Here is a 17,476-nt window from a genome sequence, read left to right as displayed (position 1 = left end):
CTGTTCAGTCGAGGTGTTGACGCCGCTCTTCAGGCGTTTAAAGTCACCCTGGCAATCGACTTCGACGCGCTTGCTGAAGTCACCATCGGCCAGTGCGCCGACCACGCCGTTGACCTCCGTGATCACGTGTTGTTGCGATTCGAGAAGCCGATTGAAGGCCGCAACGGTCTGGCCGATCTCGTCCTGACTCGCGACGTCTGCGCGAAGAGACAGATCTCCGCGCTCCTCCACGTTCTTCACGGTTTCGGAAAGCGAGTGCAGGGGCCGGGTGATCAGCCGGATCAGGGCAAATCCGATCGAACCGGCTAACGCGAGGGCCAGCACCAGCGCAGCGAGAACCGTGCTCTTCAGTTTGGTCGTCCTGTTCTGGAGAGCCAGGGCATCTTCCGCGACGAGCTTGTTCTGGCTAGCGGTCAAATCGTTCAGCAGAGCATGGGCCTTCTTCGCTCTGGGAGCAGCTTCACTGCCCAGCAGGTAGTTCGCCATGTTCCACTTCGCTGACCCGCGGATCTCGAACATCCTGGCGGGCAGGGGCTCAAACTCTTTCCGGGTCTTGGAGTAGGTTTCGAAGTGCTGATTCTGTTTAGCGGTGAAGAGGTGACGATTGTCTTCGAGCGTCTGGAGACGGGCGCTGTTGACCTTCCAGCGGTTCTCAAAATCTTCACGCCACTTAGTCTCTCCGCCGATGAGGAAGGCGCGAATCGATGCCAGGCCTAGCGCAAATGATCCGCGCGAGTCCGCCAGTGTGGCGAGAAGCGCCTTGCGTTCTGCGGTTGTCTCCTGCGCCTTCTCGTCGTTGATCATTCCCGTGATTGCCTTCACGATCACTCCGGCCTTCGGCGCGGCTTCGGTGAGAAGGAGTCTGACGGCGGGTTGTTCGTCGACGGTATTGCTGACGGCTTCGACCTTGTCCTGCGCTTCCCGGAACTCGCCGAGGACGGCCTTCAACTGATCGAGTTTTTCCACGTTCGCCGCAACGGTCCAGTTCTCAGCCATTTTCGTCATCGTAGCCAGATGAGAATCGATCCCATCCCATGCCTCCCCGCGCTGATCCTTGAACTGCTCTTTGCCCAGGATCATCCAGCCACGCAAGGCGGCCAGGGAATAGTTGATTCCGTTGGTGAGGTCGTGGCCGGCCAGATTTGTCGGCATGCGAAGTTCGATGACCCGAGTCTGAATCTGTGCCACCTGGCTGAGGCCCGATTGAACGACGCCAACCAGAGCCAGAATGAGCAACAAGACGAGGCCGAACCCTCCGCTGATCTTGTATTTGATCGGAAGGTTCTTGAGTGCGGAGAAGATTCCTCCGGAACCCGACTCGGATATTTCGCTTGCCTGTCGTGAATCCATCACCGTATACCCCCGGGGCCGAATGATCCGCTGAACTCATCGCTCGAACTCGCCCCGGAATTCGAACGGGTCTATCGACACAACTCTCGTCCGTACATCGAAAACTCTCAGACCCATCTTGAGAAGCAGATGAAGAATGACCCGAGGTCGAGCCGGTACTCGAGATCAAGCGTGTTTGAACACGCACCGATGATTAGTTGTGACTTGAGGATGCCTGGCGAAGTCGTCCGCGAAGGTGTTTTGCTGGAATCGAGTCTGTCATCGAGAGATAGGTTGTCGCAGGATGCGAGTAAATCGACAAAACCGTTTGCTGTTACCGACCATCGTGACCGCGAGTCTCAACATGGCGACTTACGGCACGGGCGATGAGGTTGTGCCCGACTCCGTCATTTTCGGGAACTTCGCCGTCGACCGCGAGACCCTCATCACCAACGTTGATCCGGGTCCTGGAGTGATCAACTACCGCCAGTTCGACGTAGACAGGTCGGATCTTGCACAGATCATGGAACTGGCGGTAGATGCCGGGATCCTGCAGCAACCTATCGAGATCGACGCCTTCGCCGATACCCGTTCCCGGGCGTCAAAGGGCGCGGGGTACAGCATGCCGAAGGGCGTGCAGCTGTAGGGATCGGTCGTGTCCACTCATAAGATGCTACCGGCAGAAGGTTCCGAGCCAGGCCCTCCACGCTTTCGCAACACGCTCAGCCGGTCCCTGATCCGTTGGTTCCTGTTCTTTGCCCTCGCACCGCTTCTAGTTGTCATCACGATCAGCTATCTGCAAGCCCACAATGAACTCGCAGACGTAGCCCGACGAGATCTGGCCGATTCTGGGCAGTCGGCCGCCCAGTTTTTCGACAACTGGATCGACTATCGATTCATGGATCTGGCGGTCCAGGCGGAGAATTCGGCGAATGCCGAGTTGCTCATGCGATTGCAAAAGGACTGGCAGAGAAGCGGCCAGGGTCTAGAAGAATTCGTTGCGAGTGACTCATGGGCCAGGATCGTGGACGAGTCGCGTCGAGACCTGATGAGCATGTCTGAAACCTATGACTACATCCACGACCTGTTTCTGATCGACTCGCAGGGCAATATCCTCTTGACGATCGCCAGCGAAGACGATCTCGGCACCAACCTCTTCGATGGACCCTACCGCGATACGGAATTCTCCAACACCGTACGGGTCAGCCTCAGGACCGGTGAATCGCGCCTTTCCGATCTCGAGCGCTACGCTCCTTCAGGTGAGCTCGTAACGGCATTCATGGCGGCGCCGTTACTGAACGAGTCGGGTGAAAGGGTCGGCGTTTTCGCCATGCAATTCTATCTCGACAGGATCATGAAATCGTTCAGCCGGGGAATGGGTGATCGGAAATCTGTGCACACCTACCTGGTGGGGCGAGACGGTCTGCTGCGATCTCTGCTTCGGTCGGAACATGAAGAAGAAGTCCTGCATCGCCGCATCGACACGCAGCCGGTTCGCACGTGGATTGCGCAGCACGAGCCCAGGCCCGGAGACCCGGAGGTGGGCGATGTCGCGAGTATCTACACGGGACCCCTGGGAAACTCCGTGATCGGGACGTTTAGAGAGGTCGATGCTCCGGGAATCCACTGGTGCATGATCGCAGAAGTTGATCAAGGGATCGCCTTCGCCAGCGCGAACTCGTTGTGGCAGATCACGCTCGGACTGCTGATTGCGACCATCGTGCTGGTGGTGAGCGGAGCTCTCCACCGGATCCGCAAGATCACCGATCCGCTCAGGTCCCTGATCGAGTTCAATCGCGAGGTTGCCCGTGGCCACCTGGAGGGTGGAGTCTCGATTGCTTCCGCTGACGAGATCGGAGAGTTGAGCCAGTCCTTCAATGAGATGGTGGCCGCTCGCAGGCTGCAGCAGAAAGAAGAGAAATGGCGTCTGGAGATCGCAGAGATCAAGCTCGCAGTCTCCGCGGCTCTGTGCAGCGCCGCTCCGCTCGACGAGCGCCTGGAGTGCGCGGTTGCTCGTATTCTCGAACTCCCGGAACTGGCGGCCGAGAACAAGGGAGGCGTTTTCTTGCTCGAGGAAGGCGAGACCGAGTTGCGAATGTGCGCTCACCGGGGAGAGTTCAGCGACGAGTTCCTGTGCGATAAAGCTTGTGTTCCACTCGGACGCTGTCTGTGCGGGCGATCGGCCCTCTCCCGGGAGGTGATCATCAGCGACGATTGCTTCAGCGATCGTCGCCACGAGAATTGCTGTGAAGCCATGACCGCACACGGACATTACATCGTACCCCTGGTGCACCGGGAGTCGGGAGGATCGACGACCCTCGGCGTACTCTTTCTCTACACCGTGCCCAATCCTTCCCCGCGTGAAGACGAACTCGCGCTTCTGGACGAACTCAGTCAGATGCTATCGATCGCAATCCAGAACGAGCGAACGAAATGCGCGATCGAGCGCTCCCGAGTCGCCGCCGAAGCCGCCAGTGCAGCCAAGGGTGAATTCCTGGCCAATATGAGCCATGAAATCCGCACGCCGATGAACGGAGTGATCGGCATGACCGAAGTACTGCTGGGTACCGAACTCTCCGACCAGCAAAGAAGATACGCCGAAACCGTGCAGCGAAGCGGTGACTCACTTCTGGCCCTCATCAACGATATTCTGGACTTCTCCAAGATCGAGGAGGGCAAACTGGAACTGGTGAGCCACGACTTCGACCTGTCCTGTCTGTTGGAAGATTTCACACAGGTCATGGCGTTTGGGGCCTACCAGAAAGACCTGGAACTCATCTGTGCCGTTGCACCCGATCTGCCTTTGCGGCTCCGGGGCGATTCTGGACGTCTGCGCCAGGTGCTCGTCAATCTCGTAGGCAACTCGATCAAATTCACCGAGGAAGGCGAAGTGCTGGTGAGTGCGAGCGTCGTATCGGAGAGCGACGAAGAAGCCCGGCTCCGTTTCTCGATCCGCGACACCGGCATCGGCATTCCAGTCGACAAGCAACACGATCTCTTCGATCGGTTTACCCAGGTGGATGGTTCCAACACGCGCAGGCACGGTGGCTCGGGTCTGGGCCTGGCGATTTCGGAACAGTTGGTCGCGATGATGGGGGGTGAGATCGGAGTTGAATCCGACCTAAGGCAGGGAACGGAGTTCTGGTTCACGGTTGTATTCGAGAAGCAGCCGGAACAAGCACCTGCTCCGTCGACTGACCTCCGGAGAGTGCGCATTCTGGTACTGGCCGACAATGCCAGCCTCCGAGAGGTGCTGCGGTCGCAGTTCGAGGCCTGGGGGATGCGGCCCGAGGTGGCTGCCGACACTGAGGCGGGTTTCGAATTATTGCGCGATGCGGTCCGAATCGGGGATCCCTATTCACTCGTTCTGATCGACGATCGCTTGTCAGGCAGGTCCGAAGAACTGTTAGGCGAGGCCGCTCATGCGGATTCCGGACCATCTGGTTCTGGAGCATCTGGCTCTGGAACACCTGACTCTGGAACACCTGACACGAAGTGGCTGCAAATGGTGCTTCCCCATCGGCGAGAAGACGCTGGAAAGGAAGGAGAGGGCGAGTTTTCCGCCCACCTGACGAAACCGATCCGTCCCTCAGAACTGCACGACATCCTGGTTTCGGTTGTTACTGGGCATCGGGTCGAGCGTCCAGTTGCCAAAAGCCCCTCGGCTGTCGAGTCAGAGCGCATGGGAACACGCATCCTGGTGGCCGACGACAATTCCGTGAATCGGCAAGTGGCGTTGGCTCTTCTGAAGAAAATCGGCCTGGGTGCCGACGCCGTGGCGAACGGGCTCGAGGTCATCGAGGCCCTGGATGCAGCGGAATACGACCTGATCCTGATGGACATGCAGATGCCCGAGATGGATGGTCTGGAAGCTACGCGGAAGATCCGCAGTTCGAATCTGGAGTGCCGGGATCTGCCGATCATCGCGTTGACTGCTGCGGCCATGGAGAGCGACCGCGACCTGTGCCTGGAAGCGGGGATGAACGACTTCCTCACCAAACCCATCAAGCCGGGATTGCTGGCAGAGTTGCTCGAGGAGTGGTTGCCAAAAAGGAACGAAACGGGAGACATGCCCGGCGAATGAGCCGCTCCGGATTCTCCCACTTCAGTGGTGCACTCTTCGCGCGACGAGGATTTCTTGGATTTCGAAAGGAGCCGAAGTCACGTCTGGGTTTCGCGCATCAGCAGGCCGAGAAGCAGGGCTGCCGCGCACGCCGTGATCGCGCCGAACCAGAAAGGGGCGGCTGGACCATGGCCGGGCCAGGAGCCGACGCCGCTCCACAGCACGCCGGCAATGACCGACGCGGGAAGATCGAGCACGCCGATTACGGCCGCGTGCAATCCGTAGGCGGTTCCCCTGAGTCGAGGGTCGACCAGATCGGCGATGAAGGCTTTCAGAGTTCCGTAGCTGAGCCCGTAGTAGAGCCCGTAGGCGAGATACAAGCTCCAGATGTGCCACCCGGCTTCTGCCACGGCGAGGCCTGCGTAGACAACGGCGTAGAGCAGCCAGCCGGCGATGATGACCCGGCGGCGTCCGATCCGATCGGACAGACTGCCCGCGGGCAGGCTCGTCACGGTATAGACGAGATTGAAGCTCAGCAGCATGGCCAGGATGCCGAGCACGCTGATTCCCCGCTCGGAAGCGCGCAGGATCAGAAAAGCATCCGACGAGTTGCCGATGTCGAAAACCGCGACGATGCCCATGAAGATCAGGAAGCGCGAGCCCAGGTCGCGGATTCCCGGGCGACGGTCGCCGTCACTGGGCTGCACTACCCGGGGCCGTTCTCGCACACCCACGGCCAGCACGAGCACGGCGAGGGCCGCGGGTAGCAAGCTCAAAAGCACGATCGCCCGGAACGTGTCTTCCACCAGGTAGGTCCCGCCGCGCTGGACCGCCCAGACTGCGAGCATCGCGACACCCAGGCCGACCACGGCCCCGCCGGTGTCGGCGGCGCGGTGAAGCCCGAAGGCGCGCCCGCGTTGTTCCTCCGAAATGCTATCGGCGATGAGCGCGTCGCGAGGCGCGGTGCGGATTCCCTTGCCGATGCGCTCCGCCCAACGAACCCCGGCCACCGCCTCCCAGGTGCCTGCGAACCAGTAGAACGGTTTGACCAGGGTCGAGATGCCGTAACCGGCCACGGCCAACCATTTGCGCTGGCTCAGCCTGTCGGAAACCCATCCCGTCGCGAGCTTGAGCAGACTCGCGGTCGAGGCCGCAACGCCTTCGATCACGCCGATGACGCTGGCCTTCAAGCCGAGCACATTGGCCAGGAACAAGGGAAGCAGATTCAGGACCATCTCGCTGGAGACGTCGGTCAGAAAGCTGGTGATGCTCGCGGCCCAGACGTTGCGCGGCAGTGGCTCCCGTCTGGATTTTCCGGTGGACACGGAGGGCATCGTGGCGGTCTTCGCGCTGCCGCGCCAGGGGAAGCCCCACGGAAACCGCGATCGTCACCGGATTTTGATCATCCGCGAATGCGTTCGCTCTTCGGATCGTACAGGGGGCGCAGACTGGCGCGAGCGGCGTGGCGCTGGTTGGCGATCTCGATCTCCCAGTGGCTTTCGCGAATGGCCGCCGCCGAATCGTGCGGGCTCCAGGACACGTAGCCGAGTCCGCATGCGCGGCCGACGCTGTGACCAAATGCACCTGAGGTCGTGCGGCCGACGAGCACACCGTCGCGCCACACGGGTTCGTCGTGGAGCAGCAGGGGGGCGGGATCTTCCAGCACAAAAACGACCAGGCGTCGCTCGAGGCCTCGCTCGCGCTGCCGCGAAAGGCTTTCGCGTCCGATGAATCCGCCCGGCTTGTCGAAGGCGATTGCGAAGCCGAGTCCGGCTTCGAGAGGAGTGTCGTCGGGCGTCACATCGTGACCCCAGTGGCGATAGGCCTTTTCCATGCGCAGCGAGTCGAGTGCGTGGTAACCGGCGTCGACCACACCGAGCCCTTCCCCGGCGCCGCGCAGTGCTCGATACAAAGCGAGCGCGTCTGGCGGGGCTACGTAGAGTTCCCAACCGAGTTCGCCCACGTAGGTGATGCGCGTAGCTCGTACGGGAAGGCCCGCCACTTCGATCTGGCGTGAGGCTCGGAAGGGGAACGCACCATTCGAAAGGTCCGTCTCCGTCAAGGAGGCCAGCAGCGCGCGTGCCGAAGGACCCATGACACCGAGCACGGCCAGCGACTGGCTCACGTCTGCGAGTTCTACTCGCGAGTCGTCGGCGATGTTGCGCCGAAGCCAGTCGAGGTCGCGCACCTGGGTCGCGGCACCGCCCACGATCAGGTAGCGTTCTTCGGCGAGTCGGGTCACGGTGAGGTCGGCTTCGATGCCCCCGGCCGGGTTGAGCCATTGGGTGTAGACGGCGGTGCCCGGTTCGACATCGACCCGATTGGCGCAGATGCGTTCGAGTTCTCGACAGGCATCCGGGCCTTCTACGGACGTCTTTGCGAAAGAGGTCTGGTCGAACAGTCCGACCGCTTCGCGCACTCCCCGGTGCTCCGCGGCAGATCGCTCGAACCAGTTCTGACGACCGTAGGAGTATTCGTAGGTCGGCGCCGTCTCTCCCGGTGCGAACCAGTTCGGGCGTTCCCAGCCCGCGAGTTCGCCGAAGCAGGCACCGCGCGCTGCCAGTTCTTCGTGCAGTGGCGAGTGACGCTGATCGCGCGCCGTCTCGTACTGTCGGAATGGCCAGTGCATCGCATACAGCAAACCCAACGTCTCGACGGTGCGCGCTTCCAGATAGTCGGGTGCGGCCTGGTACGGAAACACGCGGCGGATGTCGACGTCCCACAAGTCCATTGGGGGCCGGCCGTCGACGATCCAGTCGGCCAACACCTTGCCCGCGCCCCCGGCCGACTGGATCCCCACGGAGTTGAAACCCGCAGCCACGAAACAGCCGCGCAGTTCGGGCGCTTCGCCCAGCAGGTAGCGATCGTCGGGAGTGAAGCTCTCCGGGCCGTTGAAGAACAGGCGCATGCCCACGTCCTGAAGAGCGGGCACTCTGAGCGCAGCAGCTTCGAGTTCGGGCTCGAGGTGCTCCCAGTCGTCGGGCAGGCAGTCGAACGCAAAGCTGTCGGGAATTCCGTTCATGCCCCAGGGTTTGGCCACGGGTTCGAAGAAGCCGACCAGGAGCGCTCCACCGGCTTCGCGTTTGAAATAGGCGCAGCCGTCCGGGTCGCGCAGGGTGGGCAGGGCTTCTGGAAGCCCGGGGATCGGCTCAGTGATCACGTAGAAGTGTTCGGCTGCGTGCAGCGGTACGTTCACTCCGCACGATGCGCCCAGTTCGCGCGCCCACATTCCCGCAGCGTTGACGACCACGGGTGATTCGATGCTGCCGCGTTCGCTATGCACCCCTCGCACCCGTCCCCCCTCGTGCAGGAGTTTCGTAACGCGGGTGTTCTCGAAGATCTGCGCACCGCCCGCTCGCGCCCCCGCGGCCAGCGCGATAGTGGTGTCGACCGGTCCGGTGCTGGCGTCGCCCGGCACGAAGACTGCTCCTGCAAGATCGTCGGTGCGCGCGTGAGGCCAGCGCTCGGCCACCTGTTCGGGAGTGCAGACCTCGACCTCGACGTCGAAGCAGCGCGCCATCGAGGCCTGTCGGAGCAGTTCTTCAAGGCGCTCCGGGCCGGTCGCCACGGACAGAGAACCCGTGCGCGTGAAACCGGTCGCCTGACCTGTCTCTTCGGCGAGGTGCTCGTACAGTTCCGCTGAGTAGCGCGCCAATCGGGTCATATTGTGGGTCGCGCGCAGCTGCGCCACGAGACCGGCGGCGTGCCAGGTCGTTCCGCAGGTGAGCTTTCGCCGTTCCAGCAACACGACGTTGCGCAGTCCGCGTCGTGTCAGGTGATAGGCGATGCTACAGCCGACGATTCCGCCGCCCACGATGACTGCACCAGCTCGCGCGGGCAAGTCCTTGGCTGCGTTCGCGGGAATCACGATGGTCGCTTCTGCTCGATCTCCGCTCGCACCTACGACGAGACCTCTTCGAATACCTCACCGAGCCCGGGAAGGAAATACGGTCCGCCGGGGCTCACTGAACCGTCCAGAAAACGGACCGAGGTTTCCAGCGTCAGCTCGTTGCGTCGCAGGACGGCGGTTCGGCACGCTTCGAAGTCGGGCCCGTTGCCGCCCAATCGGGCCATGTCGCGTGTCGCACTCCAGTGCTCGAGGCTGGCGTAGCGGGTCAGGAGATAGATTTCCTCGAAGTCCTCCGGCTCGTTTTCACCCGGCGGGGCCACGACGCGCCACATTCCGACGATGCGCGCTCCGAGCTTCTCGAAGAACGGCCAGATGGCCGCTTCGCTGATGTGCCGGAACTCCTCGTAACAGCCCTTCTGCGCCTTCCAGTAGCGGAGCGCGGCGATCTCGGGGCCCGGCTGGGCCACCTGGTTGCGTACGGGACGCTTCGCATCCTGCTCCCGCACCGCGTCTTGCGTGAGTCCGCCCACGATTCCCTTGCCGTTGCCCACGATCGGATCCTCCGGTCCTGGCGACGCGGGCCACCCCCGCGACACGCCAGCTACCGTATCATGGCCGCTCGCAATGACCTCGGAGGATCTCGAGTGTTCGCTCTGAAGAAATTTCTGCACAGCCTGGCGATCGCGTTTCTCGGCATCTTTTCGAAACTGATGCCGGACAAGGTTCCGGTGACTTTCATCGGTCCCAATGCTTCTCACGAACTCTGTGAGTCGATTGCCCACATCTGTTCGGGCAAGGTCATGGTCGTCACCGACGCCGGTCTGGTCGAGATCGGGCTGATCGCTCGCATCACCGAGTCGCTGGAGGCGGCGGGCCTCGGCTGGTCGATCTATTCCGGAGTCGAACCCGACCCGAGTTCCGCGCAGGTCGAGGCCGGTCTTGCGCAGCTGCAACGCGACAACTGCCAGGCGGTTCTCGCGGTGGGGGGCGGCTCGCCCATGGACGCGGCCAAGGCGATTGCGGCGCTGGCGAGCAATCCCGGACCGCTGGCGAAACTCGAAGGCATGATGAAGGTCAAACGCGCCCCGCTGCCGCTGTTTGCCATACCCACGACGGCCGGTACCGGTTCCGAAGTGACGCTCGTGGCGGTGATCTCCGATCCCGAAACGCATACCAAGAAGTTCTTCATGGACGGCAAGCTGATTCCTCTGATGACGGCGCTCGATCCGAGTTTGATGACGGGCTTGCCCGCAGCCATCACCGCGGCCACCGGCATGGATGCGCTGACCCACGCCGTCGAATCCTTCCTGTCGCGAACAGCCACGCCCACGACCGAGGAATACTCGAGAATCAGTGTCCGCCTGGTCTTCGACCACCTGCCCACGGCCTGCTCCGACGGTAGCAATACAGAAGCTCGCAAGGCCATGGCTCTGGCGTCCTACTACGGCGGGCTCGCGTTTACGCGCGCCAGCGTCGGCTACGTTCACGCCATCGCCCATACCTTCGGCGCCTACTATCGAACCCCGCACGGGCTGGCCAATACCATTGCGTTGCCGCACGTGCTGGAATTCTCCAAGGGTCCGGCGGAGAAGCGCCTGGCGCAGTTGGGGGAGCTGATTGGTTGCGAAGGAGTATCGGACGGTGAGAAGGCCCAGAAGTTTATCGGCGCGGTGAAGGGATTGATGGCGAAGATCGACATCAATCCCAAGCTCGACGCGCTGATCGATTCCGATGTAGCGGCTATCTCCGCCCAGGCCCTCGGCGAGGCGCATCTCACCTACCCGGTTCCCAGGTATATGAGCCAGACGGAGTGCGAACACCTGCTCAGGCGGATGATCGTGTGAGGCCTTCGGCGGGAGATAGGAGCGTGAAATGATCGAAGACACCTTGAAACGATGGCACCAGATGGTGAAAAAGCTGGATTCCGACGGCCTGGACGAGGTTCTGGCTGACGAGGCCGTTTTTCATTCGCCCGTCGTACACTCGCCCCAGGAAGGCAAAGAACTGACGAAACTCTATCTGGCGGCCGCGATCGGGGTGCTCGGGGCCAGCGATTTTCACTATGTCCGAGAGGTAGTTGGGGATCGCGATGCCGTTCTGGAGTTCACGGCTGAACTCGACGGAATCCACATCAACGGCGTCGATATGATTCGCATCGATGAAAACGGGAAAATCATCGACTTCAAGGTGATGATTCGGCCGCTCAAGGCCGTCAATCTCCTGCACACCTTGATGGCCGCGATGCTGAAAGGCTCGAAGCCCGCTTGAGACGCGGGGTTCTTCGAGAGGCCACCGACCGGTATTGAAACCCGGGCCAAATTGCGGTCGAATACCCCATCCAAAGAAGGAGCTGGAATGACTGAGACCAAGAAGGGAAGCGCGAACTCGCGGGTGCGCACTGCGCTCGCGGGCGTGCTTGCGCTGGGAATCGGCGGCTTGATGGCCGGTACGGCAGATGCCGCGCCGGAATGGGCCAAAGAACTGAGCGAGATCGAGAAATGTGGCGGCGTGGCCAAGGCGGGCAAGAACGATTGCGGTGCCGGGAATCACAAATGCTCCGGAATGGCCGAGACCGACAATCTGCCCGATGAGTGGGTCTATACACCGGTCGGCGTCTGCGAAAAGATCGGCGGCAAGGTTCTGAAGCTGAAGAAGCTGTAGATCCCGGACTGTTGCAATGAATTTCGCCACGGAAACCATCCGCGGTGCGGGTCTCGGATTGAGGCAGCAGCACGTGCGCGAGATTCTGGAAACGCGTCCCCCGGTGCCCTGGTTTGAGGTCCTCGCGGACAACTACATGGGCATCGGGGGGCTTCCCGTCGAGAAACTGCTCAGCATTCGAGCCGAGTACCCCGTCGTGTTTCACGGCGTCGGCATGAACCTGGGCTCCACGGATCCGTTGGACGAAGACTATCTGGATCAGTTGCTCGAACTGCGCGAGCGCGTCCAGCCGGCCTGGGTCTCCGACCATCTGTGCTGGACGGCCGTTCGCGGCCAGCATCACCACGATCTCTTGCCGCTTCCCTTCACCGAAGAGGTCGTGGCGCACCTGTGTGAGCGCATCTCGCGCGTCCAGGATCGCCTGGGTGAGCGCATCCTGATCGAGAACGCATCGGCCTATGTCGGCTTTCGCGAGTGCGAGTGCAGCGAGTGGGAGTTCGTGCGCCAGGTGGCCGAGCGCGCCGACTGCCACATCCTGCTCGACGTCAACAATATCTACGTGAACTCGTACAACTTCGGCTTCGATCCCCAGACCTATCTGGAAGCCATTCCGGTCGATCGCGTGAAGCAGGTCCATCTGGCCGGTTTCACCGATGAGCGCACTCATCTGATCGATACACACGGAGCCGATGTGGCGGGAGACGTCTGGCGCTTGTACCGCGCCAGCCTCAAGTTGCTGGGACCCGTTCCGACCTGCATCGAGCGAGACAACGATATTCCGTCGTTCCCCGAACTCTTCGCCGAGGCGAAGCTCGCCGATGAATGCATGCGCGAAGAGACTGGAGGAGTTGCGTGAGCCTCGCCGATCTTCAAAGGGAATTCAGCCGCTTCCTCTACACTCGCAATCCATCGGATGAGCAATTCACCTCCTTGCTCGAGCGACTCGACGCCAGCGGACCGGTCCTGCCCGAGATCGGGCTCGGGGTCTATCGCAATAATCTTCTGGTCAGCGTCGTATTCGAGTTGCGCAGTACTTTCTCGCGGACTCGAGACTGGCTGGGCAAATCCCGTTTCGACGTGATTGCACGGGCCTATCTCTACGATCGCAGGGCTTCCGGACGGGGTCTGGGAGAAGTTGGAGAAGCATTCGCGCACTTCCTGAGAGTCCATGAGGCGCAGGAGGCCGCGGATCTCGCGGACCTCGAATGGGCCAGGGAAAAAGCGTTCTTCGCTGAGGCCGACGAACCTCTATCCGAGCAACAGATCCTCTCTTATCTCGAAGCTCCGCCCGAGCAGGTCCGGCTGCGGCTGCGGACTTCGTTCACATTGCTCACGCCTAACTATCCCGTGCATCGAGAGCAGTGCAATGGTCCGGAAGCCGGGCTGCGCATTGCGGTCTGGCGGGATCGGGGACGCCACCGCGCGGACGAGGTCGAACTCGAACTCTGGCCTGTCCTGAAAGCGATCGCCGCGGGCGACAACCTTGCCGCGATTGCCGGGCTTCCGGAGATTGTCGCCGCTCCCGGGCGCCTTCAGGAGTGCCTCGGTCTGCTGATCATGCGCCAGTGGTTGCGCGCATGAACGAGGAGTTCCTGGCGAAATGGCATCCGTTGGTTGAAGGTCGGGATCTCGCCGCCCTCGAGCGGATTCTCGCGCAAGACGTGACGATGGGTGCGCCGCCCTACTGGGACAAGCTGAGGGGACGCGCGATCGTCCACCATCTGCTGGGTCTGATCATCCACACGATCGAAGACTTCACCTACCACCGCGAATGGCACGACGACTCGCGGGGCAAAAGCGAAATCGCGCTCGAATTCCACGGGCATGTCGGCGAGACGAATCTCCAGGGCATCGATCTCATCACTTTGAACGAGCGCGGTGAGCTGCAGAACCTGGACGTGATGATCCGCCCCATGAACGCTCTTTCCGCTCTCCGCGACATCATCGCCCCAAAGATGGTGCAGTTCCTCAGCGAGAATCCCCAGGGCCAGCCCTGATCTGTCTTACCGCCTCGGCGAAAACCGCCTTTGGCTCGCGCCAGAGCACGCGCTTCGCGGTCGTACTCGACCGCACTCATCCTCACTTGGGTGAAACCCAAGCTCCGGTGAGCACGGCCTGTGCGCGACCCCGAATCACGCACTCTGACGCGTTTTCTCGCGACGCGGTAGGACAGATCAGGGCTAGTTCGCATTTCTCAAGCTCGCATCATCTTCCGGGCCAGCAATCCGGGCGCAAGGCGTCCCAGCCACTCGGCCTGACGCGCGCGACCTATGAGGATTCTGTCCCGGTCGGCCTCCAGGCCCGCGACGGCAGCCCGGGCCACCTGACTCGGCGAGAGTTTCTTTCCCTCGTCTCTTCCCCTCGTCATCTCCGTGTCGACTAACGGCGGAACGAGTTCGATCATGCGTATACCGCGTGGCGCAAGCTGGTAGCGCAGGCTGCACGTGAGGCTGTGCAGGGCGGCCTTGGTGGCGCAGTAGATTGGAGCGTTGGCCTTGGGGCTGCGCGCGAGGATGGAGGTGGTGTTGACAACCGCAGGCTCTTCGCCGCGAAGCAAGTGAGGGAGCGCCAGGTAGATCAACTGGGCGGGCCCGGTGAAGTTCACCGAGATCTCGCGGCGCAAGCGCTCGAAGGCTTCGGGTTCGGCATAGGTCTCGCTGAACGTTTCCGCACCTTCGGTAAAATCGAGCGACTGTTGAAGGCCGGCGTTGTTCACCAGCAGGTCGAGGCCGCCGAGTTCACAGACCGCGTTTTCCAGCAGGGCAGGGAGTCCGCCTGCATGGCCTATGTCGCAAACGGCCCCCAGGGCCCCGGGTAGTCTTTCCAAGGCACGATCGAGCCGAGCCGGATCGCGACCGCAGAGGAAGACCCGGGCGCCGTGCTCGAGCAACGCCCGCGCGAGCGCCCATCCGATTCCCGTCGTTCCTCCCGTGACCAGAATTCTCTTGTCGGCAATTCGCATTTTCCTGCCTCCGGTAGCCAATACGGAGCCCGATCTTCCCGGAATTCCCCTTCGGTGCCTTGCATCCTCGCGCCAGTCGTTTGTGCCAGGCTGCCGGCGTTGCCGCTCGCGGCCCCCTCCGGCTATCCTGGGGATGTCCGGTGTCCAAATTCGTCCATGCTTTTATTGCATCGGCTCCGGCCGAGTGGCTTCGCCAGAACGGCGGGCTCCCCGATGCTGTATCCGCAGAAGCCCTGGCCAGCCCCGTCGGGGTGCCGATTGAACATCAGCGCTTGATGCTGCGCGAGGTGGTACAGCGCGGTGGAGAGCAAGCCCTGTTCGCCTTGCCTGCCGTGTTTCCCGACACAACCGACCAGCCCCTGCTCTTTGTGATGCTCAACTCGCGCGACGTCGATGACTTCATCGACAAGGAGCAGCGGTTCGGTCGTTTCATCCACTCTGACCACGGGGTGCGCGTGCTGCAGCGCGCTGAACGGATGATCGAACTCCAGCATTTCGCCCGGAGCGGTGCACCCCTACGCGAGGAGAGCCTGCTGGTGCTGGCCATCCACCTGCAGATGTTTCAACTGCTCGGCTGTAGAGGTCTCACCGCCTGCCTTCCCGGCAGTCAGGAGCCCGAGAAGCTCGTCTACAGCGAGGATGCGGTTGCGCAGCAATTTCCCGCGGGGGACAGCGGGCGCTGGCGCATGGAGTACCGGGAATTTCACGCTCGTCGGGAGCCGATGAAGGGTCTCGACGAGCTGCTGGTTCGCAGCTCTGCACCGACCAACCTCGAAGCCGGAGTCGATGCGTCGGTTCGCGTCGAACGCGTCGTGCGTACGGATCTCGCTCATCGCTGGACCGTGGCCGAAGTGGCCCGGCTTCTTTTCACATCCACGCGCACGCTTCAGCGCGAGCTTTCGGCCTCGGGTACGTCGTTTTCCAGGTTGCTGGATGCACTGCGCATCGAGGTCGCCAGCGAACTACTGGCCGACCCCGCGCGCAGCGTCACGGAAGTGGGTTACATCTGCGGCTTTTCCGATAGTGCCCACTTCAGTCGACGCTTCAAGGCGAACAAGGGCGCAGCTCCGCAGGTATGGCGGGCTACCCAGCGCTCATAGGTGGGTCACGGCGAGCAGGCCCATGAGACCGATGGTCGCCCATGTCCAACCGCGCGAATCGAGGCGGATCTGGTTAGGCGATTCCGAGCGTGCGCGGAGTAGAAATAGCGACGCGATGAGCAGCAGCCAGACTGCCCAGAAGTCATGCATGACTACATTCAAAGGACCGAGGGACGAAAACACACCGCCGAACTGTTCCAGGCTGTAGATTCCGATTGCAACACCGATGCCGATGCCGATCGGTCCCAGTCGCGGATCGAAAGTCTCTCCGCGCAACAACAAACTACCGATCCCTACGGTCCACAGTGCGTGTAACACGAACGCGAGGTTCTCCCCCAGCGCCACACCCGCGTAGTGGTGCAAGGCTTCAAAGACGACGACGGCTGCATCGCGTCGCGCCTGGCTTGCGGCTGGATCTGCCGCCGCGTCTGCCAGAACGGGCACGACGAAACACCAGCGGATGAACCCCAGCGCCTGGCACAGACCGGCCAGTACGCCGGCCGAGCAGGTGACCAGGGACAGCGTTGGATTCTCCTTCCTGAACACCTCGTGCAAGAGCAGGGAGAAGGCGGCAAAGCTGAGCCCCGTCAGCGTGAATACGTAGTAGACCGGCACGATCAACGACCGTCCCGCGCGAAAGCGTTCGAGGATTTCCCCCGCCGGAAGTCGCAACACCTCCGGGAAGCCAAAAGCAGGGGCCAGCGCCGAGAACGCACCAAAGAGCAGCACCACGTGCCCGATCAGGAGACAAGCGCCGATGCGCAGCGTGGTCGGAGACGTCGGTCGGGAAGGCACGGTCATTTCCTCCTGTCGTGAAAGGCTCTCGCTCGCTCGTTTCCGTTCTCTCCCTGTAATCATGGCGCTGCGCGAGCCTCGTCACCTGTACATGCGCGCCAGCTCGTTGCAGGGTCGCGCCAAGCCGGGCAATTCCATGCGTATTTCGGTGATCGTGAACGCTTGGATCGGTGATCGTGAACGCTCGAGCGGCTTTGGACATTCAGGCTGGCTGGGTCTTCCTCCTTCTGGACTCGCCTTCTAGCACGATTCGGTGAGCATTGTGCAGGAGTCGGTCACAGATCGCGTCGGCGACGGTGGGATCGCCGATCTGGTCATGCCATTTTTCGACAGGGAGCTGGCTGCAGAGCACGGTCGAGCGCTGTTCGTAGCGGTCCTCCATGATTTCGAGCAGCTCGCGTCGTTCTCGATCGCCGACGGCGACCAGCCCCCAGTCGTCGATGACGAGCACGTCCATGCGGGCAATACGGGTCAACAGCCTGGGGTAGGTGCCGTCGGCCCGGGCGAGCGTGATCTCGTCCATCAGCCGGGGCGCGCGGCGGTAGAGCGCGCGGTAGCCCTTGCGGCAGGCTTGTTGTGCCAGGGCGCAGGCCACGTAGGTCTTGCCGACGCCGGTGGGGCCGGTGATCGCGATGTTGTGATGCGCGTCGATCCAGGTGCAGGTCGCAAGCTCTCGCAGCTGCTTGCGAGTCAGGGCCTTGCGCGGCTCGGTGTCT

The 17,476-nt window shown here is 62.0% G+C and carries 16 protein-coding genes; 9 read left to right on the top strand and 7 right to left on the bottom strand.

Annotation, left to right across the window (positions count from 1 at the left end; translation table 11 throughout):
- The coding region (locus tag GY725_02015; protein MCP4002950.1) for a HAMP domain-containing protein at nt 1-1,350 on the bottom strand (1,350 nt) is incomplete at its 3' end.
- Between the two features lie 343 nt (nt 1,351-1,693).
- Here GY725_02015 and GY725_02010 point away from each other — a divergent pair.
- Entirely contained in the window at nt 1,694-1,975 is a 282-nt protein-coding gene (locus tag GY725_02010) for a hypothetical protein (protein MCP4002949.1), read from the top strand.
- 9 nt (nt 1,976-1,984) lie between these two features.
- On the top strand, nt 1,985-5,413 hold the full coding sequence (locus tag GY725_02005) for a response regulator (protein ID MCP4002948.1): 3,429 nt from the start codon (nt 1,985-1,987) through the stop codon (nt 5,411-5,413).
- A gap of 77 nt (nt 5,414-5,490) precedes the next feature.
- Here GY725_02005 and GY725_02000 read toward each other — a convergent pair whose 3' ends face one another.
- The 3 genes from GY725_02000 to GY725_01990 all read right to left on the bottom strand — a co-directional run bounded on the left by GY725_02000 (nt 5,491) and on the right by GY725_01990 (nt 9,793).
- A complete protein-coding gene (locus GY725_02000) occupies nt 5,491-6,726 on the bottom strand; it encodes an MFS transporter (GenBank protein ID MCP4002947.1) in 1,236 nt (411 codons plus the stop codon).
- A gap of 68 nt (nt 6,727-6,794) precedes the next feature.
- Nucleotides 6,795-9,257: an FAD-dependent oxidoreductase gene (locus GY725_01995; GenBank protein MCP4002946.1), complete on the bottom strand. Its 2,463-nt coding sequence runs from the start codon at nt 9,255-9,257 to the stop codon at nt 6,795-6,797.
- 35 nt (nt 9,258-9,292) lie between these two features.
- Nucleotides 9,293-9,793 (bottom strand): hypothetical protein, encoded by a 501-nt coding sequence (locus GY725_01990; protein ID MCP4002945.1) that lies wholly within the window; start codon nt 9,791-9,793, stop codon nt 9,293-9,295.
- Nucleotides 9,794-9,853: 60 nt separating this feature from the next.
- Between GY725_01990 and GY725_01985 the strand changes: the two genes are divergently transcribed.
- The 6 genes from GY725_01985 (at nt 9,854) to GY725_01960 (ending at nt 13,900) form a co-directional block, all read left to right on the top strand.
- Nucleotides 9,854-11,086 carry an iron-containing alcohol dehydrogenase gene (locus tag GY725_01985; GenBank protein MCP4002944.1) on the top strand — a complete coding sequence of 411 codons (1,233 nt, stop codon included), beginning with the start codon at nt 9,854-9,856 and terminating at the stop codon, nt 11,084-11,086.
- 28 nt (nt 11,087-11,114) lie between these two features.
- On the top strand, nt 11,115-11,510 hold the full coding sequence (locus tag GY725_01980) for a nuclear transport factor 2 family protein (protein ID MCP4002943.1): 396 nt from the start codon (nt 11,115-11,117) through the stop codon (nt 11,508-11,510).
- Between the two features lie 171 nt (nt 11,511-11,681).
- Nucleotides 11,682-11,903 carry a DUF2282 domain-containing protein gene (locus GY725_01975; protein ID MCP4002942.1) on the top strand — a complete coding sequence of 74 codons (222 nt, stop codon included), beginning with the start codon at nt 11,682-11,684 and terminating at the stop codon, nt 11,901-11,903.
- Between the two features lie 16 nt (nt 11,904-11,919).
- Nucleotides 11,920-12,759: a DUF692 domain-containing protein gene (locus GY725_01970; GenBank protein ID MCP4002941.1), complete on the top strand. Its 840-nt coding sequence runs from the start codon at nt 11,920-11,922 to the stop codon at nt 12,757-12,759.
- Entirely contained in the window at nt 12,756-13,484 is a 729-nt protein-coding gene (locus GY725_01965) for a DUF2063 domain-containing protein (protein MCP4002940.1), read from the top strand. The genes GY725_01970 and GY725_01965 overlap by 4 nt, the downstream gene beginning before the upstream one ends.
- Nucleotides 13,481-13,900 carry a hypothetical protein gene (locus GY725_01960; protein ID MCP4002939.1) on the top strand — a complete coding sequence of 140 codons (420 nt, stop codon included), beginning with the start codon at nt 13,481-13,483 and terminating at the stop codon, nt 13,898-13,900. Before GY725_01965 ends, GY725_01960 begins: the two co-directional genes overlap by 4 nt.
- 197 nt (nt 13,901-14,097) lie before the next feature.
- Here the strand turns inward: GY725_01960 and GY725_01955 are convergent, their stop codons facing one another.
- Complete coding sequence (locus tag GY725_01955; GenBank protein ID MCP4002938.1) at nt 14,098-14,865, bottom strand: SDR family NAD(P)-dependent oxidoreductase; 768 nt, start codon at nt 14,863-14,865, stop codon at nt 14,098-14,100.
- Nucleotides 14,866-15,005: 140 nt separating this feature from the next.
- On the opposite strand from GY725_01955, the gene GY725_01950 reads away from it, so the two are divergent.
- The gene (locus GY725_01950; protein ID MCP4002937.1) at nt 15,006-15,965 is read left to right on the top strand and encodes a helix-turn-helix transcriptional regulator; all 960 of its coding nucleotides are present in this window, start codon (nt 15,006-15,008) and stop codon (nt 15,963-15,965) included.
- Here GY725_01950 and GY725_01945 read toward each other — a convergent pair.
- Together GY725_01945 and GY725_01940 are read right to left on the bottom strand one after the other, a co-directional pair.
- A complete protein-coding gene (locus GY725_01945) occupies nt 15,960-16,760 on the bottom strand; it encodes a DUF4386 domain-containing protein (GenBank protein MCP4002936.1) in 801 nt (266 codons plus the stop codon). The two genes, GY725_01950 and GY725_01945, sit on opposite strands and share 6 nt — an antisense overlap.
- A gap of 202 nt (nt 16,761-16,962) precedes the next feature.
- Nucleotides 16,963-17,476: ATP-binding protein (locus GY725_01940; GenBank protein ID MCP4002935.1), on the bottom strand; the 514-nt coding region annotated here is incomplete at its 5' end.

Source organism: bacterium, from assembly GCA_024226335.1.
In the GTDB taxonomy this organism is placed as follows: domain Bacteria; phylum Myxococcota_A; class UBA9160; order SZUA-336; family SZUA-336; genus JAAELY01.
This window is presented reverse-complemented; position numbering and strand designations above follow the sequence as displayed.